This is a genomic window from Shewanella psychrotolerans (genome assembly GCF_019457595.1).
Taxonomy (GTDB): Bacteria; Pseudomonadota; Gammaproteobacteria; order Enterobacterales; family Shewanellaceae; genus Shewanella; species Shewanella psychrotolerans.
In genome coordinates this window covers 2,237,032-2,263,479 of record NZ_CP080419.1, presented here as the reverse complement: position 1 = coordinate 2,263,479, position 26,448 = coordinate 2,237,032, and the positions used below count along the sequence as shown (strand labels likewise).

Here is a 26,448-nt window from a genome sequence, read left to right as displayed (position 1 = left end):
GCCTTACTTTTTTAACATTATTGCTGTTCAGTCACCGATAGGTAGTTGAATGGAGGCATTCATCGAAAACCATTATCGGTTTCCATTGATTAACATCGTCTGGGATGAAGTCATCCTTGTTGAACCATTGTTGTTCGATGAAGGTTATGGTGCGTGTGCCTCTGTTTTATTATCGCTAACGGTATTTATACCGATCATGCCTTGCGATTAATTAATCTGTTAGGCAGTCTTAATATTGGCTTTTTATTTAGGTAGCATTTGTGCAATCACTTCTTCAACAGTATTTTGGTTTTGATCACTTTAGAGCGGGTCAGGAACAAGTCATTACCGCCATAACATCTGGCCGTAGCGCTGCGGCCATCTTTCCTACTGGCTCTGGAAAATCGCTCTGTTACCAGTTACCCGCTTTGATTTTGCCTCATTTGACTATTGTGGTTTCGCCATTGCTTGCGCTTATTCAAGATCAATTGGCATTTTTACAGACAAAAGGCATCCCCGCAGCGAGCATAGATTCAACCCAGAGCCGAGAGCAAAGTCAGGCGGTGATGAGTGGCGTTAGGCAAGGTAAGATCAAAATTTTGATGATCTCGGTCGAGCGTTTTAACAATGAGCGATTTAGAGAGTTTATCTCAAGTATCCCGATCTCATTGCTTGTGATTGACGAAGCCCACTGCATCTCGGAGTGGGGTCATAACTTTCGTCCCGATTACCTAAAATTACCCCAATATGTAAAAGAGCTGTCTATTCCTCAGGTGCTTTTATTGACGGCAACTGCGACAGCTAAAGTTATCCAGGACATGGGCGCCAAGTTTACTATCGCGCCAGCAGACATTGCGGTAACAGGATTTTACCGACCAAATCTTAATCTTCACGTCCAAGGAGTTAAAGCGCAAGATAAATTAACCGCATTGGTTGATTGGCTAAGGAAGCGAGACGGGCATCACGGCATCATCTATGTGACATTGCAGCAAAGCGCAGAGGAAGTGGCGAAAGCGCTAAGCAGGCAAGGTCTCAATGCGTTAGCTTATCATGCAGGGATGGACAGTGATAAGCGTCAGCAGGTTCAAAAGGCATTTATGTCGGGTCGATGTCCTATTATTGTTGCGACGATCGCTTTTGGAATGGGGGTCGATAAGCAAGATATTCGATTTGTTGTTCACTTTGATCTGCCAAAATCGATCGAAAATTACGCCCAGGAAATAGGTCGTGCTGGACGAGATGGTCAAGTGGCAGAATGTTTAGTGCTCGCCAATACCGATAATCTCAATGTGTTACAAAATTTTGTTTATGGGGATACACCAGATCGAAGAGGAATAGCCTATGTGCTTAATGACATTGCGACAGCAAGTCGAACTTCTCATAAATGGGAAGTGGTATTAAATCACTTATCGGCTCAATCAAATGTGCGGCTATTGAGTTTAAAAACCTTACTCGTGTATTTAGAAATGCTCAATATTATTAAACCCTCGTTTAGCTATTACGCTGAATACCGCTTCAAGCTGCTCTGTAGCGAATCAGAATTGGTGACTAGGTTTACGGGCGAGCGGCAGCGATTTGTTCAGGCGTTACTCAATAGTTCTCAAAAAGCAAAAATTTGGTACAGCATAGACTTCGATTCGCTCAATAGTTGCTATCCAAGCGATCGGAGGCGGGTTATTTCTGCGATTAATTATTTTGAAGAAAAGGGTCTGATTGAGTTGCAAACAAAGCAAATAACTGAGGTTTATCAGTTATTAAAATTAAACGAAAATATTGATGAAACCGTCGATATGTTAGCGAACAAGTTCCTAATTAAAGAGCGAAGTGAGATAGCCAGAATTCAGGCTATGGTCGATCTACTCGCAAGCAATACGTGTCTTACTAGGCGGTTGTCGGAATACTTTGCAGATACTCAAGTCCCAGAGCAGTGTGGTCATTGCTCTGTTTGTACTAAGGGGGGCGCGATTCTACCTAGTAGTAGCAAGCTTACACCATTGAGCCAGCTCGACTTCTCATCCTTATGTCATGATTTAATTATTCCGCTAAAGGGGACGCACATGGCCGATGCAAACATGTTGGCTAGAGCACTTTGTGGGTTAACCACACCATTATTTACTCAATTGAAAATGCGCCGGGTTCACTCATTTGCCGCGCTTGAAGCTTATCCTTTTGCGGAGGTTAGGCTCTGGTGTGAGCAGCATGTTGAAGCGAGTTTGTAACAAAGCTTGTCCAACCTCTGCCTTTAGCTGATTTTTAACCGCGAACATGATTTACTAACGTGTTCGCGGACACTCATAATAAAAACAGATATCGATCAGGGATATAAATATGAAAAAATCTTTTATCGCAGCGACGATGTTGATTGCGCTTGGCGGTTTGACGGCATGTCAAAATCAATCTGTGACATCGGTTTCCTCCGTAGCCGAAGCTAAGCAACAGAATTTTGCACAGTTTTCACAGCAGTTTATCGATTCATTGTGGCAAGAATCGCCTACTTGGGCATTGTACAGCGGTTATCATAAGTATGATGCCGTACTTAAGGTACCTAATGCGGCAAATCGTATTAAGTCACTGCAATTTATTGAAACTCAGCTGAATTTACTGAAACAATTTGATATTAAAAGCTTAACTTCTGGAGAGGTGATCGATTATCACCTCATCGAAAACCTGTTGTTACGCGATCAATGGGAAATTAACACATTTAGATCGTGGCAATGGGATCCGTCGTCTTACAATGTGGCGGGAGGGTTTGCGCAAATTATCAATGAAAATTTCGCACCGTTAGATGATCGCTTACGCGCCTTCTTAGGACGAATGGAAAACGTCCCTGCTTATTATTCTGCAGCGAGAGAAAATATATCGGATCCGACGCTTGAGCACACCCAACTGGCGGTGATGCAAAATAAAGGGGCCTTTTCGGTATTTTCAGATCAGTTGTTAGAAACAGTGAGTCAATCAGGTCTAACAACATCGGAAAAGCAGCTGTTTAGTGAGCGTTTTGAGCTAGCAACTAAGGCGATTAAAACTCATGTAGAGTGGTTAGAAGCACTTGAGAATAAGTTGAAGAAAGAGGGGGCTCGCAGCTTTCGTATCGGTGATAACTTGTATGAGCAGAAATTTGCCTTCGACATTCAAGCTGGTATGACGGCTAAAGCGTTATATGAAAAAGCCCTTGCTGACAAGGCTCATATTCAGGGAGAGATGGCTAAAATTACCGAGCAGCTTTGGTCAAAGTATTTTACGACACCAATGCCGAAACAAAGCAATGTCGCGACACGTCAACTCATCGACAAACTATCAGCTAAACATGTAAAACGTGAGGATTTTGTGAATGAAGTAAGGGCACAAATTCCACAGCTAGTGAAGTTTGTAAACGATAAACAACTTGTCACACTGGATCCTAAAAAGCCGCTGGTGGTTCGAGAGACACCTGAATACATGAGAGGTTTCGCTGGTGCATCGATCAGTGCCCCCGGTCCCTATGAAAAGTCGAGTAACACTTATTATAACGTAACCCCGCTTGATGAGATGAGCGATGAATCGGCTGAGAGTTATTTACGTGAATATAACCACTGGATTTTGCAGGTGCTCAATATTCATGAGGCGATACCAGGGCACTATACGCAACTGGTTTACTCTAATGAATCGCCCAGCTTAGTGAAGAGTCTATTTGGCAATGGCGCTATGATTGAAGGCTGGGCGGTATATGCCGAACGGATGATGTTAGAAGAGGGCTATGGTGATTTTGAGCCGGAAATGTGGTTGATGTATTACAAATGGAACCTTCGCGTTATCGCTAACACGATCCTCGACTACAGTATTCAAGTTAAAGGGATGACTGAAGATCAAGCGATTAAGTTGATGACTGAAGAGGCGTTCCAGCAACAAGCTGAGGCCGAAGGAAAATGGCGTAGGGCAACCCTTAGCCAAGTTCAGCTTACCAGCTATTACTCTGGATATAGAGAGATCTATGACTTTAGAGAAGAGCTAAAAGGGATCGAAGGTGAAGAGTTTGACTTAAAAAGGTTTCATGAAACCTTCTTAAGCTACGGTAGTGCACCAGTTAAATACGTACGGCAACTTATGTTAGCCAAATAATTACTAATGACTTGTTTAAGGGCCGCATTTGCGGCCCTTTTTATTTGATCAAGTACTCATTTTTTTGCTTACAAATGTAAAAATACTAGTCAGCGTTATTTAAAAGCTGTAATCTTAATGATAATTGTTTTCATTAAGGTTGATGAAGTGAAAAGGGTGTTGTTAGTCGATGATGATCCTGTTTTTAGGGACGTATTACAACATGCGCTTGAGGCCCAGGGATTTAGTATAGTTTGTGCTGGTAACGGCTTTGAAGCGATAAATAAAATGGCCGAGCGAGCAATAGATCTTATCGTGTTAGATGTCGATATGCCGACGATGAATGGCTATCAGTTTCTTACTCGTCGCAATAATAATCTACCCGTTATTCTTATCTCTTCTACAGATACTGAAGATAGAAGGGTTAAAGGCTTTGAATTAGGCGCAGATGATTTTATATCTAAACCGATTAGTGTTAGGGAGTTAACCGTGAGAATAGCCGCATTAAAACGTAGGGTTGATATTGCAAAAACGGATCTTGTTGATGCCGAGCCACTCATGATAAAGGATGTCGAATTTAGTGAACTAGACTGTAGCGTTAAATTTGATCAGCGTTCAGTCACCTTGACTCAGACAGAGTTTAATCTGTTTAAATACTTATTTGAGCGTAAGGGACAAGTTGTGCCTAAGGCTGAGCTGCAAATGAGTGTGTTAAAGAAAGAGCTTGGGCAATTTGACCGAAATTTAGATATGCACATCAGTAATACACGTAAAAAATTGGCTCAAACAGCATTGCCAAAAACCTGGATAAACACAGTTCGAGGCCAGGGTTACTGTTTTTCGTTTTAGCATCATGTTTTCAGCACGACTCATTGGTTTTTTTCGCTATTCACTGCGAAACTTTGTTGATTTAGTTTATCCTAGGGGCACTAACAGGGCTTAGTTCTCTGAGATAAAAACCAATAAAGGAAGTGGATATGCAGATCAGTGCCAATTTTGATGGCGGTAATATTGAAGTCATTAACCAAGATAATATCGATGACGTACAACTGGCGATACGACCCGATGAAGGTGGAGAGTTCTTCCAATGGTTCAACTTTAAACTACAGGGCAATGTTGGCCAACGTTATACCCTCAATATCATTAATGCTGGCAGTGCTTCGTACACAAAGGGCTGGGATGATTATCAAGCCGTGGCGACTTACGATAGACAGCAATGGTTTCGCTTACCGACTCGTTACCAAGATGGCACATTAACGATCCAAGTTGAGCTAGACTGCGATGCCATTCAAATTGCCTACTTCGCACCCTATAGCTATGAACGCCATCAAGACCTGCTCAGTGCGGTTCAAGTGCACCCTTTAGTATCGTTAGAACATCTCGGCTTAACGTTAGACGAGAGGGATATCACTTTAGTTAAAGTGGGTAATGGTGACGAAAATAAAGCCAATATTTGGATCACTGCACGTCAACACCCAGGTGAAACGATGGCCGAGTGGTTGGTCGAAGGGTTACTTAACAATTTGCTCGATAGTGATAGTCCGACGGCAAAATCGCTGCTCGACAAGGCCAATTTCTATATCGTACCTAATATGAATCCAGACGGCAGTGTTCGTGGTCATTTGCGCACCAATGCGGTAGGCGTCAACCTGAATCGTGAATGGCAAACACCATCGTTGGAAAAGAGCCCTGAAGTTTATCATGTGGTGAATAAGATGAAGGAGACTGGCGTCGACCTTTATTATGATGTGCATGGTGACGAAGGTTTACCTTATGTCTTTTTAGCGGGATGTGAAGGCGTGCCGAGTTATAGTGACGATATGGCAAAGCTTCAAGACAAATTTGTCAATGCACTGCTAATGGCGAGTGCAGACTTTCAAAATGAGTTTGGTTACGATAAAGATGAACCGGGTCAAGCTAATCTTACAGTGGCATCAAATTGGGTGGCCGAAACCTTTGGTTGCTTGTCTAACACCTTAGAGATGCCCTTTAAAGACAACGCGAATATGCTCGATCCTATGTCTGGTTGGTCTCCAGAGCGTTCAATTTATTTAGGTGAAGCATCGCTACTGGCAATGCTCGCAGTCATTAACGATATAAAATAGGGGATAGCGAAATGGCGTTGGTACAATGTCCTATTTGCGATAAGCGAATATCTAGTTTAGCTAAGAGCTGCCCACACTGTGCGACAAAGCATAGCTCGGATAACGAATCGGCCAGTCGGATATCCCATATTAAGCGTAGCAATCAGTTGATGAATCAAAGCTTCTTCGCTATGACACTCTTTATTGCAGGCGTGTTTATTTGGTTTTGGGGCGGTGAGCCTGCCGAGGGAATGAGAGCGAATATTGCCGGTGCTTGCTTCGTTTTTGGTTTTATAGGCTACTTAATTACAAGAATTCGTATCGTGTTACATAAGCGGAAAAGTATATGAGTGATATCAATAAAGTCATCGATGAAATGCCTGATGAGGTATATAAAAAGTTGCTTAGCGCGGTTGAATTAGGCAAGTGGCAAGATGGTAGTGAGCTGTCTCAAGAGCAGAAAGATTCGACGCTGCAATTAGTGATGCTTTATCAAGCGAGACGTTTAAACCAGACGGATCATTTTACCATTAATAGTCAAGGTGGCTTGAACGAACTATCGAAAGCCGAGCTTAAAAAGCAATTTAAAGGCGAAAGTATTGCCGCTTTTAAAGAGCAAGATCTGTGATCGTTAGGCTGTATCGCAATTAGATCTAAAACGCCCCTTAACGAATAAGATTAAGGGGCGTTTTATCAATCTTCGGTTAACTCACCAAACAGGTCGCGCTGCATCATATCGCGTATTTGCGCCGATGAGTAATTGGTGGAAAGTAGGTAGTGTAATTTAGTTAGTGCAGCTTCCGTGGTCATATCATATCCACTGATAACACCAGCTTTCGCCAATGCATTACCTGTTGCATAGCCCCCCATGTTCACTTTACCTTGCATACATTGAGTGAGGTTGATCAGGATGATGCCACGCTCATTTGCCCGCCGTAAACATTCAAGTAGCTCAGGCGTTTGGGGCGCATTACCAACGCCATAGGTTAGTAAAATAAGCGCTTTAACGGGTTGCTGCAAAATATTATCGATAATTTGGGTCGAGATCCCTGGATAGAGAGTAACCATGCCTATTGGCTGAGGACTAATACTGGCGACCTCTAAGGTATTCTCGTTTGAGGTACATATCTTTCCCGCTTTCATGCGAATTTTTATCCCCGCTTCTAGCAGGATGGGAAAATTTGGCGAGGCAAACGCGTCAAAACCATCAGCATGGGCTTTTGTGGTTCGATTTCCTCTAAAGAGCTTGTTGTTAAAAAACAGACAAACCTCTGCCACCGGATAGTTCGCAGCAATATATAAGGCGTTCAATAGGTTGGTTTGTCCATCTGATCTCAGTTGTGCCAACGGTATTTGCGACCCTGTCACAATCACGGGTTTAGTCAGGCCTTGCAACATAAAGGAGAGTGCCGATGCTGTGAACGCCATGGTATCTGTGCCATGAAGAATCACAAAACCATCATATTTATCGTAGTTAGCCTTGATATCGTTAGCGATCATTTGCCAATCGGTTGGTGCCATGTTGGAGGAGTCAATTAAGGGCTGATATTCACTGATGACAAAATTGGGCATCTCGCTATGGAAAAACTCAGGCATTGCATTAACACAGTCGGTAAGAAAGCCAGGAACAGGAGCAAAACCATTGTTGGTTTTCTGCATGCCTATAGTACCGCCAGTATAGGCTACATAGATGGAACGTTTACTCATGATTATTTTTGCTTTTAGGGGCAGAGTTTGGCGAGATTATACTGGGGATAACGCGAATAAAAAAGCCCGTATTAACGGGCTTTCGATCTTGTTACTGCGATGAGCTATTAATAGTTACAGGCATCACAGTAGAGATAAACACCATTTGGATCATCGAAGGCACTGAACTCGTCGGCAAACTGGTTAAACTGACTAATAAATTTATCCATTACGCTATGTTGCTGCGACGTTTGCGGAAGATAAGTCGATACTGAAGCGAACATCTCTTGAATAAACTTCTCTTGAGGCGTTAGCTCTTGTTCAATGATATGGCTGTCAAATTTGTCGAGCTTGGCTAACTCTGCCGCTTTGCTTACGGCTTGGTCTATATCGCCAAGTTCATCGACTAACCCAAGTGTTAAGGCTTTCTTACCTGACCAAACACGCCCTTGAGCAATATTATCAACTTGCTCTAAGGTCATATCTCGCTCGTTGGCAACTAAAGAGATAAAATCATGATAACCACGCTCTATATGACGCTGGATAATCTGCTTTAATTCTGGCGTGATCCCTTTGGTCACTGAGAAGGCGGCCCAATCAGATGTTGCAACGCCATCAGTGTAAACCCCAAGCGATGCTAACGAATCTTCGAAGGTTGTCACCATGCCAAAGATACCAATTGAACCTGTTAGGGTTGTCGGCGTCGCAAAGATATAATCAGCGCTAGCCGAAATCCAATATCCCCCCGATGCGGCATAGCTTCCCATACTAACAACCACTGGCTTACCTGCGGTTTTTAGTGCTAGCACTTCTTGACGGATCTGCTCAGAAGCAAAAGCACTACCACCAGGGCTGTCAACTCTAAGGACGACCGCTTTAACCTTATCGTCGAAACGTGCCTTACGCAGTAATGCTGAAGTGCTTTCTCCGCCGATTTGTCCCGGCGCTTGTTGACCGTTCAAAATATTGCCTTTGGCAACTATGATACCCACCGTATCTTGGACAATAAGTGGCGGTAATTCTTGAATCAGGCTTTGATAGTCATAATAACTTATCTGTTTATATTGGTTACCTTCGCTGGCTTTTCCAACTTGATCAATCATATCTAAACGAAACTGCTCAGCAGAGGCTAACTTATCGACCCAGCCTAAGTTTATCGCCATATCAGCAGAACGCCCTTTGGCTTTATCTAGCTCGGTAATATATCGATCAGCGCTCATTACCAGATCGCTTGCAGAAATATCGCGATTACTGGCGACAGTCAGCTGGTAACTTGACCAGATATCGCCTAAAAGCTCGCTATTGGCTTCTTTAGCTGAATCAGACATGTCGTCACGCAAGAAGGGTTCTACTGCCGATTTAAAGGTACCAACCCTAAATACATGCGCCTTAACCTTTAATTTATCGAGTGCCGACTTGTAATATTGACGGTAACGGCTTAAACCATCGATCTCCACACCACCCTGAGGGTTGAGATAGATAGAATCGGCAAAACTTGCTAAGAAATATTGACTTTGCCCGTACCAGTTACCATTGGCAATAATCGGTTTACCTGATGTCTTAAAACGCGTTAGCGCATCACCGATGCTTTGTAATTTACTGATCTCAGTCCACTTTAGTTGGCCGACATCAATAATGATCGATGAGATCCGTGTATCCGCTGCAGCATTATCAATAGCGTGGATAAGATCACTGAGTAATATTTCTGCGTCACTATCGTTACCATTACCACTTTTCATTGCAGCTTCTATGGGATCAACTTGGCGCTTTTGTTCAACGATTGCGCCAGACAGATCAAGCACTAAAGCTGAGCCATCTTCTACAACGGGCAAATCGTTGCTGCTCAGCGCGATGACAACAAAAGCCAAAAATCCAAAGAAGAACAAGTTAAGGACTACTTTGCGGGTGCCATTTAGGCCTTTCCACAATACAGATAAGATCCTTTTAAAAATTGAGGGTTTAGCGGACATCATCCACTCCTATATAACCGAGATGCTCCTATGCTAACTTAAAATTATCTCTGGAGCGAAACACAATTGTAAATGAATCTTTTATCTGGCTGTTGATTGTGTATTGAGCTTAAAACAAGTTACGGGTATGCTGGTTTAAATCACTTGTTTAAAAAGGATGTTTAAATGTCGTTTCCACATTTACTAGAACCCTTAGATCTTGGATTCACTCAACTTAAGAACCGTGTGCTGATGGGCTCAATGCATACAGGGCTTGAAGAGGAAAAGGGCGGCTTTGAGAAACTGGCAGCATTTTATAAAGAGCGAGCAAAAGGTGGTGTCGGCCTGATTGTGACGGGAGGCATATCGCCTAATTTGCGCGGACGCCTCGCCCCCCATGCATGTCAATTGAGTTTCCCTTGGCAAGTCGCTAAACATAAAATCGTCACTCAAGCAGTACATGAGGCAGGCGGAAAGATCTGTATGCAAATTTTGCATGCAGGCCGTTATGGTTATCATCCGTTTTCACAGGCGCCAAGTAAGATAAAGTCGCCCATCACTCCGTTTACCCCTTCGGCTATGTCATCTCGTCAAGTTAGATGCACGATAAAGGACTATGCGACATCGGCAGCCTTGGCAAAAAAAGCGGGCTATGATGGCGTTGAAGTTATGGGATCAGAAGGATATCTCATTAACCAATTCATTTGCGCTAGAACCAATAAAAGAACTGATGAATGGGGTGGTGAGTTTGACAATCGTGCTCGATTCCCAATAGAAATAGTAAAAGCCATACGGGCTAAAGTCGGTATGGATTTCATTATTATCTTTCGATTATCAATGCTGGATCTGGTTGATAATGGCTCCTCGTGGGAGGAGGTGGTGAGCTTAGCAAAATCGCTTGAACAAGCTGGCGTGTCTATTATCAACACCGGGATTGGTTGGCATGAGGCTAGAGTACCAACCATCGCAACGAGTGTTCCACGCGGTGCATTTTCTTGGGTCACTGAGCGCCTCAAAAGTGAAGTTGGCCTGCCGCTTATCGCAACCAATCGCATTAACACCCCTGAGATCGGCGAGCAGATCATCGCATCTGGTCAAGCGGATATGGTGTCGATGGCAAGGCCATTTCTTGCCGATGCTGATTTTGTGAATAAGGCCGCAGCGGGCCAAAGTGAATTAATTAACACCTGTATTGGTTGCAATCAAGCATGTCTCGACCATACGTTTTCCATGAAGCGGGCGACCTGCTTAGTTAACCCAAGAGCCTGTTACGAAACTGAGCTTAACTTTACGCCTGCGGCGATTAAAAAACGCATTGCCGTAATGGGCGCAGGCCCCGCAGGCATGGCGTTTTCGATCTATGCTGCAACAAGAGGACATAAAGTTGTGGTGTTTGAAGCAAAGTCAGAGGTGGGTGGCCAATTTAACCTTGCTCGAAAAATCCCGGGAAAAGAGGAGTTTAATGAAACGATTCGTTACTTCACCGAGCAGATGAAGCATCATCATGTTGAACTGCGTTTAAATACTCGACTCGATGCCTCTGTCGTTAGAGATGAGCAGTTTGACGAAGTGGTCATCGCCGCAGGTGTTATACCACGACAACTCGATCTTCCTGGTTTTGACGATCCTAAGGTGGTGACCTACCAGCAGGTACTTAGTGGTGAGGTTGCAGTGGGTGAGCGGGTGGCACTAATTGGTGCTGGCGGTATCGGTTTTGATATGGCTCACTATTTGGGAGAAAGTGAATCATCGACGTTGCAGCCAGATAAATGGTTAAAACAGTGGGGCATAGATAAAAATTACGCCGAGCGCGGCGGATTAACCGAACCTCAACTGGAGCATCCAAAGGGTAAGATTTATCTGCTACAACGCAAAACAAGCAAAATGGGTAAAGGTTTGGGTAAGACAACGGGCTGGATCCACCGCAGCGTGCTTAAACATCATCAAGTTGAGATGTTAAGCGGTGTGAGCTACGAGCGATTCGATGAACAAGGGTTACATATCAAGGTTGGCGACAAGCAGCAGATCTTAGCCGTTGATAATGTGATTTTGTGTGCCGGTCAAGAATCTAACCGAAGCTTAGTGGATGAGATGAAAGCCACAGGTTTGCCTGTGCACCTTATTGGCGGTGTCGATGTCGCGGCGGAGTTAGATGCAAAACGGGCTATTCGACAAGGTGCTGAGCTGGCCATAGCCCTATAGGGCTCGATTGTGCAATATTGGTGCTGCAAGCTGTATGACCATTTGTGAGTGGTAGTTGCAATCCAGTTAAAAAGCTAACTTTAATAAGTTAGCTTTTTCATTTAATACCAATTAGTAATGATCTATGATCTAATATGCGCACCAACCTTAACCCGTATTCCAAATTGAAAACTTATAGTGCCGAAGAGCTTTTAGCTTTATCTAGAGCAGAAAAAGAACCTCGTAAACGTATGCGATTACTTGCCGTCGCTCTCTTCCTCGAGGGAAATAATCGTACTGATGTCGCCTTGAGGCTCAAAGTTGCCCGCGCTAGCGTCAACGCTTGGGTAGCTAAGTATCTTGCCAACGGTATCAAAGGGTTGGATGCTAAGAAAAATAAGGGACGTGATAGCTACTTAACCTCAAGTCAAAAGCAGCAACTCAGTGCCTACATAGAGGAACAATGCTCGAGTGATTCAGGTGGAAGACTGACAGGTGATGCGATCCTAAAATATGTCAAATATCACTTTAATGTTGATTACCATCCAAACGCGATTTACAAATTACTGGAACAATTAGGTTTTAGTTGGATAACGAGTCGTTCAAAACATCCTAAGCAATCAATAGAAGTCCAAGAGGCTTTTAAAAAAGTTCCAACTGGAAACGATCCTTAACATCCCTGGTAGTGTGGCGCTTGAGCGAGTTGATATCTGGTTTCAAGATGAGGCCCGCTTCGGGCAGCAAAACACGACCACACGTTTATGGGCAAGAAAAGGCACTCGTCCTCGCGCTATACGCCAGCAACAGTTCGAATATGCGCATTTCTTTGGCGCTGTTTGTCCGCAAACAGGCGATACTGAAGCGATGATCGTTCCTTACCTAAGCAAAGACGTCATGCGTCAGCATCTATCACTGATAGCACAAAGGACAAAACCAGGTAGGCATGCCGTTGTTGTCATGGATGGTGCAGGTTGGCATACAGCAGATCTCGCAGATGAGTTTAACAACCTTAGCATCATCAAATTACCGCCATACTCCCCTGAACTAAATCCGATAGAGCAAGTATGGAGTTGGTTACGGCAGCATCATTTAGCTAATCGCAGCTTTCAAGGATACGATGATATCGTTGCAGCCTGCTCTGATGCTTGGAACAACTTCATTAGCGATACGAAAAGAGTGATGTCTTTATGTCGTAGAGAGTGGGCAATAATGACTAAGTATTAAGATGGAATGGTATAATACCACAAAATTATTGGTGGCTAACGTTTATGCAAGCGTGCAATTTGCTTAATCACAGCAATTGGGCGGTTTAAATGAGAAGACGGGAAAACAAGAGAAGCGTAAAACAAGAGTTACGCTTCGTTGGTGGCGTATTTGAGGCGCCTATTCGGCTGTTGAGCCTGTTTATGATCTTGGCTTTGGTTACGTTCTTGTTTTGATTGACGCATGATCACGACATCGACACCTTGAGGTGACAATAACAAGTCAAGATCGCCATCGGGGTGACAACAGCAGGGCAGACACTCATCAGCTTCGAGTTCGACTAACGGCTCGGTGTGGTAACTGACTGCACCTCGAATCATCTTGGTTTTACAGGCGCCACAAAAACCATTGCGACATTCAGAGAAAATCTTAACTTTTTTTTGCTCTAACGCCTCAAGCAAACTTTGATGCTGCAGGGTATATAACAGAACAGGTTGACCTTGAAGGCTCACAATGGGAGCCTTCTTGAGTATCAGCTTATTCAAGTCGGTTTTATTTGCGCTCATTGTTACAGGTTAAAGTCCGCAAACTCACTCTCATCGATTGAAGAATCGATTTGACCCACAAGGTAGGAGGAGACTTCAACCTCTTGAGGTGCGACCTGAACAGAATCACTCTCTAGCCAGCTCTTCATCCAAGGCAATGGATTACTTTGTTCAGCATAAGGACTAACTAAGTTGACCGATTTCATGCGCTCATTAGTAATGTATTCGACATACTGGCATAAGATCTGCTCATTAAGACCAATCATTGAACCATCTTTGAATAGGTATTTAGCCCATTCTTTTTCTTGTTCTGCCGCCTTAACGAAAATATCGGTCGCTATCTGCTCACATTCTTTGGCGATCTCACCCATCTCAGGATCATCTTTACCGGCTTGCATGATTTTGAGCATGTGCTGTGTACCGTTAAGGTGCAGAGCTTCGTCACGGGCGATAAGACGAATAATCTTAGCGTTACCCTCCATCACTCTGCGCTCGGCAAATGCAAAAGAGCAGGCAAAGCTGACATAGAAGCGGATCGCCTCTAATACGTTGACCGATACGGTACAAAGATAGAGTGCTTTCTTGATCTCTCTCTTAGTTACTTCGAGCATCTGGCCATCGATCTCATGCATGCCTTCACCGAGTAAGTGATACGCTTGGCTAAGTTTGATCAAGTGGTCGTAATATTCTGCAATATCACTGGCACGTTTAAGGATCTCTTGGTTTTCGACGATGTCATCAAACACAATCGACGGATCGTTAACGATATTACGAATAATATGAGTATACGAGCGCGAGTGGATTGTCTCAGAGAAAGACCAAGTTTCAATCCAAGTTTCTAACTCAGGTAAAGACACCAAAGGCAGGAATGCCACGTTGGGTGAACGGCCCTGAATCGAATCAAGCAGCGTCTGATATTTCAGATTGGAGATAAAAATGTGCTTTTCATGATCGGGCAGCGCCGCATAATCGATTTTATCTTTACTGACATCAACTTCTTCAGGACGCCAAAAAAAGCTTAATTGTTTCTCAATCAGCTTTTCGAAAACTTCATACTTTTGAATATCGTAACGCGCGACGTTAACCGATTGCCCAAGAAACATAGGTTCTAATGCGGCGTTATTTGGTGTTTGACAAAATGTTGAGTAGGCCATTTTTTCTATCTTCCGATAATGGGGGCATCAGCCCCCTTAAATTAACGTGTTATACCAATTAACAAATTTATGGTTAGATTTTACAGGCGCCGCCAGCGCAACTGTCATCTTCTTTCTCGATAGCGGTGATATCATCGTGGCTATCTGAAGCACCATCACGAGTGTTGTGATAGTAGAGCGTCTTCACACCATATTTGTACGCGGTCAATAGATCTTTAAGCAATACTTGCATCGGTACTTTAGAACCAGGGAAGCGGCTCGGATCGTAGTTAGTATTGGCAGAAATAGATTGGTCGACGAACTTCTGCATTAGACCAACTAATTGCAAGTAACCTTCATTACCTGGCATTTGCCACAACAGCTCATAGCTGTATTGATATTTTTCAAAATCGGGCACGACTTGCTTTAGCTGACCATCTTTACTCGCCTTAACGCTAATCAGGCCTCGTGGAGGCTCAATACCGTTGGTCGCATTGGAGATCTGCGACGAGGTTTCCGATGGCATAAGCGCCGATAGTGTCGAGTTACGTAATCCGTGAGTCTTTATCTCTTCACGCAGCGAATCCCAATCTAGATGTAGTGGCTCATCACAAATTAGGTCTAGATCGCGCTTATAGGTGTCGATTGGCAAAATACCTTTTGCATAGTTAGTTTCATGGAACAGCGGGCAGGGGCCTTGCTCCTTAGCCAAATTAACCGATGCTTTCAATAGATAATACTGAATCGCTTCAAAGGTTCTATGAGTGATGCCATTTGCAGAACCATCTGAATATCGGACACCTTCTTTCGCCAAATAGTTAGCAAAGTTAATGACACCGATGCCTAAGGTACGACGATTCATCGATGCTTTATGGGCAGAGGTGATCGGGTAATCTTGATAATCGAGTAGATTATCCAAGGCTCGTACAGCAAGGTCAGCCAATGGCTCAAGCTCTTCAAGATTCTTAATCGCACCTAAGTTAAGCGCCGAAAGGGTACAGAGTGCAATTTCACCATCAGGATCATTAATGTTGTTCAGTGGCTTAGTCGGTAACGCAATCTCTAAACATAAGTTAGATTGACGTACTGGTGCTACTTTCGAATCGAACGGACTGTGGGTATTACAATGATCGACGTTTTGAATATAAATGCGACCTGTCGATGCGCGCTCTTGCATCATTAATGCAAATAACTCGACAGCCTTGATCTGCTTCTTACGCACAGTTTTATCAGCTTCATATTTAAGATAGAGACGTTCAAATTCGTCCTGATCTTCAAAGAAGGCATCATACATACCTGGTACGTCAGATGGGCTAAACAAACTGATCATTCCACCTTGGATAAGGCGTTGATACATAAGTTTGTTAATTTGGACACCATAATCCAAGTGACGGATACGGTTATCGTCAACACCACGGTTGTTTTTCAGAACGAGGAGCGATTCGACTTCTAAATGCCACATAGGGTAGAAGAGGGTCGCAGCGCCACCACGAACACCGCCTTGAGAGCAAGACTTAACCGCAGTTTGGAAATACTTATAAAAAGGTAAACAGCCAGTGTGGAACGCTTCGCCACCGCGAATAGGGCTTCCCAATGCGCGAATACGACCAGCATTGACCCCGATCCCAGCGCGTTGTGATACGTACTTAACGATCGATGATGCGGTCGCATTAATGGAATCTAAGCTATCACCACACTCGATGAGTACACAGGAGCTGAACTGACGCGTAGGTGTGCGCACACCAGCCATGATTGGCGTTGGCAATGAGATTTTAAATGTAGATGTGGCATCGTAGAAACGTTTGACATAATCTAAGCGGTTTTCTTTTGGATATTTAGCGAACAGACAAGCCGCCACTAAAATATAGAGGAACTGCGCACTTTCATAAATGTCATGGGTAACACGATTTTGTACTAAGTATTTCCCTTCTAATTGCTTAACCGCCGCATAAGAGAAATTCATATCGCGCCAGTGGTCGATATAGCTATCGAGAGTATCAAGCTCTTCACGAGTGTAGTCGTTTAGAATATGGGTGTCGTATTTGCCCATCTCAACGAGCTTAACGACGTGATCATATAGCTTTGGCGGTTCAAATTGACCAAATGCTTTCTTACGTAGATGAAAAATCGCTAAGCGTGCAGACAGAAACTGATAATCGGGCGATTCTGGCGAAATAAGATCCGCCGCGGCCTTAATAATCGTTTCATGAATGGCTTCAGTTGGAATGCCATCATAAAATTGAAGATGTGAACGTAATTCAACCTCAGAAACCGAGACGTTGTTGAGTCCTTTTGCCGCCCAAGTGATCACTCTATGGATTTTATCCAGATCGATGATCTCACGTTCGCCACTGCGCTTAGTGACCTGCATATTGCTGTTCATTGAAGATAAGCCTTGAATTAAATATCGCGATGAGGTGAGCCAATATGTTCACCCGACGTTTCCTTGTAAAAACAATCGAAGGGTTAAGAAAAGTGCCTATGCACAACTGATGTTCTAGTGGCTTCGATTATCACTCATACACAATATATGGTGTTTTATATTTTATAGGATACAAGATAGTGAGGTTGTAGACATATTGCAAGCGTGAATTCAGGGGACAAGTTGTGGATATCTTGGGGGTAAAGCTTAGGGTTAGTGACGGCTAACCTTTAAGCCTTGTTTTTAATTACGATCACTGCCAAGGGTTAACTTTTAGTCAGCTGAATTTAAACTTAAGGACCGCTAGTTTTATAATCGATCGGCTAGATCATCAATGCCATAAAAAGGTCAGATCGTTTTGAGCAAGATAATTTAACCTTGGCTCTGCGTCTGAGTCAGGAAAGCCGCCACTAAATGTTTGGATTTGATTGTTTCAATAAGGCGATAATCTCTTCTGGGCAGTTAAAGATAAAATCTTGTGGCCAAGTGATAGGATCATCGCTTTGTGCGAGATAACCCCACATGGCAATTCCCCCCAACATTTTACTGTTTTGAGCTGCCTCAAGATCGCGCCGTGCATCACCTACATATAATACCGATGTTGGGGCGCACTTTAGCTGCTGTGCCGCCAGTAACATAGGTGCGGCATTGGGTTTACTATAATAGGTTGAATCTCCGCTTATGATCGCTGGCATCAGAGATACTAGATTGAGTTTGGCTAATAGTGGTCTGGCAAATCGCGCCGCTTTATTGGTGACCACACCAAAAGGAATTTGATGCAGTTCAAGATAATCAAGCAGGGCCGCGATCCCATCAAATAACACGGCATGCTCACCATTGACTCGAGCGTAATGGGTTAACAGTGCCTGCTGGATAAGTGCTTTGTTATCATCACTAAGAGAAGGTTGGGCCGCATTAACCAAAGCCAAACTACCATTTGACGCTGCGTCTCTGACTTGTTCAAGAGATTTTGTTGGGTAACCATGCTCAATCAAGGCTAGATTGAGCGCATTCACTAAATCAGGGGCAGTATCCACTAAGGTGCCATCTAAATCGAACAGCACCCCTGTGATATCCAAAGGATTTGCATGACGATTAATTATCGTCATTTTTGACTGTCGCTATCATATAGTTAACATCAAGATTCTTGGTATAGCGAAAGATACCCGTTAATGGGTTATAGGTGATCCCTGCCGCGTCAGTACAGAACAAGTCTGCTGCATCAGTCATTGCAATTAGTTCGGCTGGCTTTATGTACTTGTTATGGTCGTGAGTGCCAACAGGCAACATTTTCAAAATATATTCCGCACCAATAACGGTTTCGATATAAGCTCGGATATTACGATTTATTGTGGAAAAGAAAACATAACCACCAGGTTTCACCATGTCACTGCATGCTTTGATGACAGAAGCAGGATCGGGAACATGTTCAAGCATTTCCATACAGGTGACAACATCGTAATGACCTATATGGTTATCGCGATGGGCTTCCGCTGTATCTTGAACATAATTGATTTCAACGCCCATCTCTAATGCATGTAGTCTCGCAACATCTAATGGCTCAGTACCCATATCTAAACCGTCGACCTTGGCACCAATGCGAGCCATACTTTCAGAAAGAATACCACCGCCGCAACCGACATCTAATACTCGTTTACCAAAGAGACCACCTACCGTTTGATCAATAAAGTTTAATCGTAGTGGGTTTAGCTTATGGAGCGGTTTAAATTCACCTTCTGGATCCCACCAAGTTTCGGCCATTTTTTCAAACTTAGCGATTTCTTGCGGATCAACATTCATTGAATTAGACACTTTTAGACCTCTGTCGAGTCGTTATTTTGCAGCCATTATACCGATAGCTTTTGATAAACAAAGGAGAATCAAGCGGTAACTGGTGAGATATTCAGCAGATCGGTTTTATAGGCGTGAGGTCATTGACCTGAATCAATGTTTATCGGCCTAATCAGTTATTTGAAGGGAAATTTCAATAGGGTCTAGCGACAATAATTATCTGTGTTAGAATGCCAAATCACGTTTTCAGGCTTGACTTAATATTGTCTGGTTTCTGAACAGTATTTTGTCAGCTAAATTTCAAGGGATCGAGCAGTTTATGACTGATCTGGCTTCATCTATAACACCAATTAATATTGAAGACGAATTAAAGAATTCATATTTAGATTACGCCATGAGCGTTATCGTTGGCCGAGCTCTACCTGATGTAAGAGACGGACTAAAACCCGTTCACCGTCGCGTACTTTTTGCGATGAACGAACTTAAGAACGATTGGAATAAACCCTATAAAAAATCCGCACGTGTTGTCGGTGACGTTATCGGTAAATATCACCCACATGGTGATACAGCGGTTTACGACACAATCGTTCGTCTAGCGCAGCCTTTCTCTATGAGATATCCACTCGTTGATGGCCAAGGTAACTTTGGTTCTGTCGATGGTGACTCTGCAGCTGCGATGCGTTATACCGAAATTCGCATGGAAAAGTTAGCCCATTCATTATTGGCTGACTTAGAGAAAGAAACGGTCGATTACGTGCCTAACTATGATGGCACTGAATTTATTCCTGCCGTGCTACCAACACGTGTACCTAATTTATTAATTAATGGTTCATCGGGTATTGCTGTTGGTATGGCAACGAATATTCCACCACATAACTTAAATGAAGTTGTGAAAGGCTGTTTAGCCTTGATTGAGGAGCCAAGTCTCTCAATCGAACAGCTGATGGAATATATCCCAGGACCTGATTTTCCAACTGCTGCATCGATTAATGGTCGTAAAGGTATTATTGATGCTTATAAGACGGGTCGCGGCCGCGCCGTTATGCGTGCCAAGGCGGAAGTTGAGACTGAAGATAATGGCCGTGAACGTATTATCGTTCATGAGATCCCTTATCAAGTTAACAAAGCTCGGATGATCGAAAAGATCGCTGAACTAGTAAAAGAAAAGAAAATTGAAGGCATTAGTGGTCTTCGTGATGAGTCAGATAAAGATGGTATGCGCATCGTTATCGAGATCAAGCGCGGAGAAGTAGGCGAGGTTGTACTTAATAACCTTTATGCTCAAACCCAGATGCAGTGCTCTTTTGGTATTAACATGGTGGCATTGACCAATGGTCAGCCTAAGTTATTTAACCTTAAAGAGATGCTAGAGTGCTTTATCCTTCACCGTCGTGAAGTGGTTACTCGCCGTACTGTATTTGAACTCCGTAAAGCCCGTGAGCGCGCTCATATCCTTGAGGCATTAGCGATTGCGTTAGCTAACATCGATCCGATTATTGCGGTCATTAAAGCCTCACCAACGCCAGCTGAAGCGAAAGTCAAACTTGTCGCGCAAGGCTGGGAGCTTGGCAATGTACAAGGCATGCTTGAAAAAGCCGGCGATGATGCAGCGCGTCCAGAGTGGCTTGAGCCAGAGTATGGTATTCGTGATGGCAAGTATTTCTTAACTGAGCAGCAGGCTCAGGCCATTCTAGAGCTTCGCCTACACAGATTAACAGGCCTTGAACACGAGAAGATCCTATCTGAATATGAAGAACTCTTGGTCCTCATTGCCGGATTACAGCTGATCCTTCGTAGCCCTGAACGTCTGATGGAAGTGATCAAAGAGGAACTCGAAGAGATCTTAGAGCAGTATGGTGATGAGCGCCGCACTGTGATCAACGCCAACGAAATTGATATGAGTCTTGAAGACCTGATCAACGAAGAAGACGTTGTGGTGACATTGTCACACTTAGGTTATGCCAAATATCAGCCGCTAACTGACTATCAAGCGCAGCGCCGTGGTGGTAAAGGCAAAGCGGCAACCAAAGTGAAAGATGAAGATTTCGTCGAGAAGCTATTGGTGGCCAATACCCATGACACCATCTTGTGCTTCTCTGATTTTGGTAAGATGTATTGGCTCAAAGTTTATCAGTTACCGCTTGCAAGTCGCACCGCACGTGGGCGTCCAATTGTAAACATTTTGCCACTCTCTGAAGGCGAACGCATTACGGCTATTTTGCCTGTACGTGAATACGCGGAAGACAAGTACATTATTATGGCGACTTCTCACGGTACCGTGAAGAAGACGGCTTTGACGGCGTACAGCAATCCACGTTCAAACGGTATCATCGCCGTTAATCTTAAAGATGGCGATCAGTTGATTGGCGTAGACATCACCGATGGCAATGATGACATTATGTTGTTCTCTAACGAAGGCAAGGTCGTTAGGTTTAACGAGAAAGCACGCAGTTCAGAGACTGGTGAAGTTAAAATCGATCCAGAAACTGGCGAAGAAGTGATAGCACTACGAGCTATGGGCCGTACTGCAACCGGTGTTCGTGGTATCAAGCTCGAAGATGGCCAGCAAGTTGTGTCTCTCATCGTACCTAAGGGCGATGGCGCTATCCTAACCGTGACAGAAAACGGTTATGGTAAGCGTACAGATCTTGCAGAGTACCCAGCTAAGAGCCGTGGCACTAAAGGTGTGGTTTCTATCAAAGTGAGCGAACGTAATGGGGCTGTTGTCGGTGCTGTTCAAGTTGGCGAAAACGATGAAATCATGCTGATCAGTGACAAGGGAACATTAGTTCGCACACCTGCAACGGGCGTGTCAAGCATCGGTCGTAACACCCAAGGTGTCACGATTATCCGAACAGCCGATGATGAAAAAGTGGTTGGTCTGCAACGCATCGATGAGATCCAAGATGAAGTAGAACTTGATGAAGAGGGAAACCCTATCATTAATAATACGGAATCAGTCGAGACTGACGTAGAGCAAACGCCAGGTGATGAGCCTGACACGCAATCTGACACTGAGCAGCCAGCTGAGTAGCGATTTGTGAGTTTAACGGGCGTCCATTTGGACGCTCGTTTTGTTTCAGCAAGCAAAAAAAGAAAACAGATGATTCTAATAATAATGCCAGTGGCACCAACTATTGTATCAACGCAATTGACCCGATGAGTCAAAGGAGAAGTAAGTGAGCGCGACATATAATTTCTGTGCAGGACCTGCAATGCTGCCTGTTGAGGTGATGAACAAGGCACAAATGGAGTTATTAGATTGGAATGGCCAAGGTGTATCCGTTATGGAGATCAGCCATCGTAGTAAAGAGTTTATTGCGTTAACAGAGCAGGCTGAAGCGGATATTAGAGAGTTAATGTCAATTCCAAACGATTACCATGTGTTGTTTATGCATGGTGGTGGTCGAGGTCAATTCGCGGCTGTTGTGAATAATTTTCTTGGCGATAAAGGTAAAGCACTCTATTTAGTGGATGGTAGTTGGTCATCTGCGGCTGTTGATGAAGCAATAAAACTTGCAGGTAGCGACCAGATAGACACCATTAATATTGTTGATAAATCTAATACTATCAAGAAAGTGGCAATACCTAACTTAGGTGAATTAGACAAAGACTATCGTTATGTGCACTACTGTCCAAATGAGACGGTTGATGGTATCGAAATTTTTGAAGAATTAGATTCTCCTTGGCCAATTGTCGCCGATATGTCATCGAATATCATGTCGCGTCAAATCGACGTTAGCCGCTACGGTTTGATCTATGCTGGCGCGCAAAAGAACATTGGTCCGTCGGGGCTCTGTATCGTTATTGTAAAAGATGAGCTGCTGCAGCATCCACAGTTGGCGCAAGCCTCTATCATGGATTACCGCCTAGCGGTGAAACATGATTCTATGTATAACACGCCACCAACGTTCGCTTGGTATTTAGCCGCGGAAGTTTTTAAATGGCTAAAAGGCAAGGGTGGTGTTGCTGCAATGGAAAAGGTCAATCAACAAAAAGCACAATTGTTATATACATTTATTGACAGTAATGCATTTTATGAAAATAGAGTGGCAGTAGAGAATCGCTCTACTATGAACGTGACCTTTTACTTAAAAGATGAAAGCCTAAATGAAGAGTTTATTAAACAGGCTAAATCGAAAGGGCTTGTCGCATTAAAAGGCCACAGAAGTGTCGGTGGTATGCGAGCGAGTATTTATAATGCGATGCCTATTGAAGGCGTTGAAGCGTTAGTCAAGTTTATGCAGGCATTTGCAGAGCAGCACTGTCGCTAATAGCTATTGCAAAAGCAAAAAACTTATCTCTACAATAGAAAAGTTCCTAAGGTTGTCCCCTAGGAACTTTTTGTTTTTAATATGTTACTTTGGTTTTGCTTCTAGGTTTTGGTTCTATAGTACTTTAGCAATTGACTCGGCCAAATAGTCCACATTGGCTTCACTGATCCCAGCAATGCTAATACGGCTTGAATCGACCATATAGATACTGTGCTCTCGTTGCAATTGTGCAACTTGCTCTGGCGTTATACCAAGGAAAGAGAACATCCCTTTTTGCTGTGCGATAAAACTAAAATCACGAGTTACGCCTTTCTCTATCAACTTGTTTACTAACATGGCGCGATTACCATTTATTCGATCGCGCATCACCTTAAGCTCATCTAACCACTGTTGCTTAAGGTCACTCGAGCCCAAAATAGTTTCGACGATCGCTGCGCCGTGTGCTGGCGGCATCGAATAAATGCAGCGTACAACATAAAGTAACACTGATAACGCGATATCTGCCGTTTGGCTGTCTTTAGCAACGATTGAACAGGCGCCAATTCGTTCACGGTAGAGTCCAAAGTTTTTAGAACATGAACTGCATAAGATCATATCCTCAACCGTTGCCGCCATTTGGCGTACACCATAAGCATCTTGATCAACGCTCTCACCAAAGCCTTGATATGCCATATCGATGAGTGGCGTAAAGCCTTGCTGTTGGGTCAACTCAATGACCTTATCCCACTGCTCATTAGTCAAGTCCATGCCGCTTGGGTTATGGCAACATGCGTGCAGTAACACCACGTCTTCACTGCTAATTGTCGCCAATGTCGCGAGCATTTCGTCAAACTTGAGCGTTTTATTTTCATGATCATAGTACGGATAGGTTTTTACCGTGATCCCAGCTGCTTCAAATAGACCGATATGATTCGCCCACGTTGGATCGCTCACCCAAATCGCCGCATTGGGATTTATACGTTTAATAAAATCTGCAGCCACTCTTAATGACCCTGTACCGCCAGGCGTCGACACTGAGCGAATGCGATTAGCTAAGATTGCAGGATTATCTGTGCCAAACGCTAAATCACCGATCAGTTGATTAAAAGATCCTGAGCCCGCTGGACCGATGTAAACTTTAGTTTCCTCAGTGTCTATCCTAAGTTGTTCGGCCTTTTTTACGCAGGCTAAAATTGGGGTATGTCCAGCTTCATCTTTATAAACACCAACACCGAGATCGATCTTATTAGGATGGGTGTCTTCGCGGTATTTTGCCATTAAGCCAAGGATTGGATCAGCAGGCATAGGGGAGAGTTTTTCGAACATAGTTCCAACGACCTTATATTCTGATTATTGGCCTAATAAAGGCCTTTGCTAGGATTTGACTTAGCATAAACTAAGTTTGTAGCGGATTAATAGTTAAACTCATCATTTTATCAAGAGATAGCGGTGGCAAAGTTTCATGCCAGCTCGCTAAAATCGATCATTTAAATTAGCAAAATTGTTATGCTAAAACGTAATTTTTGGCAGCAAGAAAGAAAATTACTCTTTTAACGATAAAAAAGTGAAAAAAGTATTGAATAGTGCGCCCCAATCAGTAACTTTATAACCACGAGGTTCAAAGTCTTTTTGAACAGATCGCCATTTTGTCGTGATGGTACAAACGTTAATGATAACCCGCGTGGCTGTTAAGGCGCCGTGCAATGATAAAAGAAGTGATTAATGAAGCAACTACGACTCGAACCCATCCACAAAGTCCAAGGTACAATTAACATCCCTGGCTCTAAAAGCATTTCTAACCGTGCGCTATTATTAGCGACGTTAGCGAAAGGGAAAACCAAGCTAACCAATCTGCTCGATTCAGATGATATTCGTTACATGTTGAAATCACTCGAGCAATTAGGAGTGGCTTATCAACTTTCCGATGACAAAACGGTTTGTGAACTGGAAGGACTCGGCGGTGTAATGAATGCCTCTCAGCCACAAAGTCTATTTTTAGGTAATGCAGGAACCGCGATGCGGCCTTTGTGTGCAGCATTAACACTGGGAACGGGTCAATTTACCTTAACTGGCGAACCTCGTATGGAAGAGCGTCCGATAGGTGACTTAGTTGATGCGCTGCGTGATCTTGGGGCCGATATTCACTATCTTAAAAATGAACACTTTCCACCGTTAACCATTAATGCGACAGGCTTGAACGGTGGCGATGTAGAGATAGCGGGGGCATTGTCAAGTCAGTTTTTAACCGCATTATTGATGGTTGCACCGTTAGCGAACGATACCGTTAATATCAAAATTAAGGGTGAGTTGGTTTCTAAGCCCTATATTGATATCACCATTGCGATGATGGCCCAATTTGGTGTCAATGTGATTAACCATAACTACCAACGATTCGAAATCACTACAGGCCAATCCTACGTTTCTCCTGGCACGGTGCTCGTTGAAGGTGATGCATCTTCTGCTTCCTATTTCTTAGCAGCAGGTGCCATCAAAGGTGGCGAAGTAAAAGTAACCGGTGTTGGCCGAAAGAGTATTCAAGGTGATGTGAAATTTGCAGATGTACTTGAAAAAATGGGCGCTGAAATAGAGTGGGGCGATGACTATATTATCGCGCGTACAGGTAAGTTGAACGCGGTCGATCTAGATATGAATCATATCCCTGACGCTGCAATGACGATCGCAACCACCGCGCTATTTGCAGAAGGAACAACCGTTATTCGCAACATTTACAATTGGCGTATTAAAGAAACTGACCGTTTAGCGGCAATGGCGACAGAGTTACGCAAAGTAGGGGCTATAGTCGATGAAGGTAATGACTATATCGCGGTTACACCACCCGCTAAACTTCATACTGCTGACATTGATACCTATAACGATCACCGTATGGCGATGTGTTTCTCTATGCTTGCCTTTGCAGAGTGTGGGATCACTATCAACGATCCTGATTGCACCTCTAAAACATTTCCTAATTATTTCGAAAAATTTGCAGCATTAGCTGTTTAGCCTCCCTAGCAGAAGGAAGCCCGCTATAGGCTTCCTTTTCTTAACCTAAGCTTGCCGCTCGAAGAATAAAGTCAAGTTTTTGCCGCTTTGTTATCAATTTTGGTTTATAATGCGCGCGCTCTTTTTCAGTGGACGACATTCG

The 26,448-nt window shown here is 43.6% G+C and carries 20 protein-coding genes; 12 read left to right on the top strand and 8 right to left on the bottom strand.

From position 1 onward, the window contains the following. Nucleotides 1–49: 49 nt before the first annotated feature. From K0I62_RS10000 to K0I62_RS09970, 7 genes are all read left to right on the top strand, one after another. Nucleotides 50–211, top strand: coding sequence for a hypothetical protein (locus K0I62_RS10000; protein WP_220068024.1), 162 nt, complete (start codon nucleotides 50–52; stop codon nucleotides 209–211). Nucleotides 212–260: 49 nt separating this feature from the next. Further along, nucleotides 261–2,198, top strand: a complete 1,938-nt coding sequence (locus K0I62_RS09995; RefSeq protein WP_220068023.1) for a RecQ family ATP-dependent DNA helicase — start codon at nucleotides 261–263, stop codon at nucleotides 2,196–2,198. A gap of 109 nt (nucleotides 2,199–2,307) precedes the next feature. Continuing rightward, complete coding sequence (locus tag K0I62_RS09990) at nucleotides 2,308–4,077, top strand: DUF885 domain-containing protein (RefSeq protein WP_220068022.1); 1,770 nt, start codon at nucleotides 2,308–2,310, stop codon at nucleotides 4,075–4,077. A 117-nt stretch (nucleotides 4,078–4,194) separates the two neighbouring features. Next, nucleotides 4,195–4,905 (top strand): response regulator transcription factor, encoded by a 711-nt coding sequence (locus tag K0I62_RS09985; RefSeq protein ID WP_258404975.1) that lies wholly within the window; start codon nucleotides 4,195–4,197, stop codon nucleotides 4,903–4,905. Nucleotides 4,906–5,033: 128 nt separating this feature from the next. Continuing rightward, entirely contained in the window at nucleotides 5,034–6,161 is a 1,128-nt protein-coding gene (locus K0I62_RS09980; protein ID WP_220068021.1) for a M14 family metallopeptidase, read from the top strand. 11 nt (nucleotides 6,162–6,172) lie between these two features. Then, nucleotides 6,173–6,490, top strand: coding sequence for a zinc ribbon domain-containing protein (locus K0I62_RS09975; protein ID WP_220068020.1), 318 nt, complete (start codon nucleotides 6,173–6,175; stop codon nucleotides 6,488–6,490). Next, the gene (locus tag K0I62_RS09970) at nucleotides 6,487–6,768 is read left to right on the top strand and encodes a YeaC family protein (protein ID WP_220068019.1); all 282 of its coding nucleotides are present in this window, start codon (nucleotides 6,487–6,489) and stop codon (nucleotides 6,766–6,768) included. Before K0I62_RS09975 ends, K0I62_RS09970 begins: the two co-directional genes overlap by 4 nt. A 65-nt stretch (nucleotides 6,769–6,833) precedes the next feature. Here the strand turns inward: K0I62_RS09970 and ansA are convergent, their stop codons facing one another. Further along, complete coding sequence (gene ansA, locus K0I62_RS09965) at nucleotides 6,834–7,847, bottom strand: asparaginase (protein WP_220068018.1); 1,014 nt, start codon at nucleotides 7,845–7,847, stop codon at nucleotides 6,834–6,836. 107 nt (nucleotides 7,848–7,954) lie between these two features. After that, nucleotides 7,955–9,796, bottom strand: coding sequence for a signal peptide peptidase SppA (gene sppA / locus K0I62_RS09960; protein WP_220068017.1), 1,842 nt, complete (start codon nucleotides 9,794–9,796; stop codon nucleotides 7,955–7,957). 165 nt (nucleotides 9,797–9,961) lie between these two features. Here sppA and K0I62_RS09955 point away from each other — a divergent pair, with 165 nt between their 5' ends. Next, nucleotides 9,962–11,977 (top strand): NADPH-dependent 2,4-dienoyl-CoA reductase, encoded by a 2,016-nt coding sequence (locus K0I62_RS09955; RefSeq protein WP_220068016.1) that lies wholly within the window; start codon nucleotides 9,962–9,964, stop codon nucleotides 11,975–11,977. 134 nt (nucleotides 11,978–12,111) lie between these two features. After that, nucleotides 12,112–13,180, top strand: a protein-coding gene (locus K0I62_RS09950; RefSeq protein ID WP_220068015.1) for an IS630 family transposase whose coding sequence is annotated in 2 segments (ribosomal slippage) — nucleotides 12,112–12,608 and nucleotides 12,607–13,180 — 1,071 coding nt in all. Because the reading frame shifts where the segments join, the coding sequence is not laid out codon by codon here. 128 nt (nucleotides 13,181–13,308) lie between these two features. Here the strand turns inward: K0I62_RS09950 and yfaE are convergent. The 5 genes from yfaE to ubiG all read right to left on the bottom strand — a co-directional run bounded on the left by yfaE (nucleotide 13,309) and on the right by ubiG (nucleotide 19,059). After that, the gene (gene yfaE, locus K0I62_RS09945; RefSeq protein WP_220068014.1) at nucleotides 13,309–13,725 is read right to left on the bottom strand and encodes a class I ribonucleotide reductase maintenance protein YfaE; all 417 of its coding nucleotides are present in this window, start codon (nucleotides 13,723–13,725) and stop codon (nucleotides 13,309–13,311) included. A gap of 2 nt (nucleotides 13,726–13,727) precedes the next feature. Beyond that, nucleotides 13,728–14,858 (bottom strand): class Ia ribonucleoside-diphosphate reductase subunit beta, encoded by a 1,131-nt coding sequence (gene nrdB, locus K0I62_RS09940; RefSeq protein ID WP_220068013.1) that lies wholly within the window; start codon nucleotides 14,856–14,858, stop codon nucleotides 13,728–13,730. Nucleotides 14,859–14,931: 73 nt separating this feature from the next. Further along, nucleotides 14,932–17,220: a class 1a ribonucleoside-diphosphate reductase subunit alpha gene (gene nrdA / locus K0I62_RS09935; protein ID WP_220068012.1), complete on the bottom strand. Its 2,289-nt coding sequence runs from the start codon at nucleotides 17,218–17,220 to the stop codon at nucleotides 14,932–14,934. A 449-nt stretch (nucleotides 17,221–17,669) separates the two neighbouring features. Continuing rightward, nucleotides 17,670–18,368 (bottom strand): HAD family hydrolase, encoded by a 699-nt coding sequence (locus tag K0I62_RS09930; RefSeq protein WP_220068011.1) that lies wholly within the window; start codon nucleotides 18,366–18,368, stop codon nucleotides 17,670–17,672. Continuing rightward, nucleotides 18,355–19,059 carry a bifunctional 2-polyprenyl-6-hydroxyphenol methylase/3-demethylubiquinol 3-O-methyltransferase UbiG gene (ubiG, locus tag K0I62_RS09925; RefSeq protein WP_434086845.1) on the bottom strand — a complete coding sequence of 235 codons (705 nt, stop codon included), beginning with the start codon at nucleotides 19,057–19,059 and terminating at the stop codon, nucleotides 18,355–18,357. Before ubiG ends, K0I62_RS09930 begins: the two co-directional genes overlap by 14 nt. Before the next feature lie 310 nt (nucleotides 19,060–19,369). Between ubiG and gyrA the strand changes: the two genes are divergently transcribed. Both gyrA and serC read left to right on the top strand, forming a co-directional pair. Next, nucleotides 19,370–22,084 (top strand): DNA gyrase subunit A, encoded by a 2,715-nt coding sequence (gene gyrA, locus K0I62_RS09920; RefSeq protein WP_220068009.1) that lies wholly within the window; start codon nucleotides 19,370–19,372, stop codon nucleotides 22,082–22,084. A gap of 145 nt (nucleotides 22,085–22,229) precedes the next feature. Then, nucleotides 22,230–23,324 carry a 3-phosphoserine/phosphohydroxythreonine transaminase gene (gene serC / locus K0I62_RS09915; protein ID WP_220068008.1) on the top strand — a complete coding sequence of 365 codons (1,095 nt, stop codon included), beginning with the start codon at nucleotides 22,230–22,232 and terminating at the stop codon, nucleotides 23,322–23,324. Between the two features lie 114 nt (nucleotides 23,325–23,438). Here serC and K0I62_RS09910 read toward each other — a convergent pair whose 3' ends face one another. Further along, complete coding sequence (locus K0I62_RS09910) at nucleotides 23,439–24,629, bottom strand: amino acid aminotransferase (protein WP_220068007.1); 1,191 nt, start codon at nucleotides 24,627–24,629, stop codon at nucleotides 23,439–23,441. A 396-nt stretch (nucleotides 24,630–25,025) separates the two neighbouring features. On the opposite strand from K0I62_RS09910, the gene aroA reads away from it, so the two are divergent. Then, entirely contained in the window at nucleotides 25,026–26,306 is a 1,281-nt protein-coding gene (gene aroA / locus K0I62_RS09905; RefSeq protein WP_220068006.1) for a 3-phosphoshikimate 1-carboxyvinyltransferase, read from the top strand. Nucleotides 26,307–26,448: the final 142 nt, after the last annotated feature.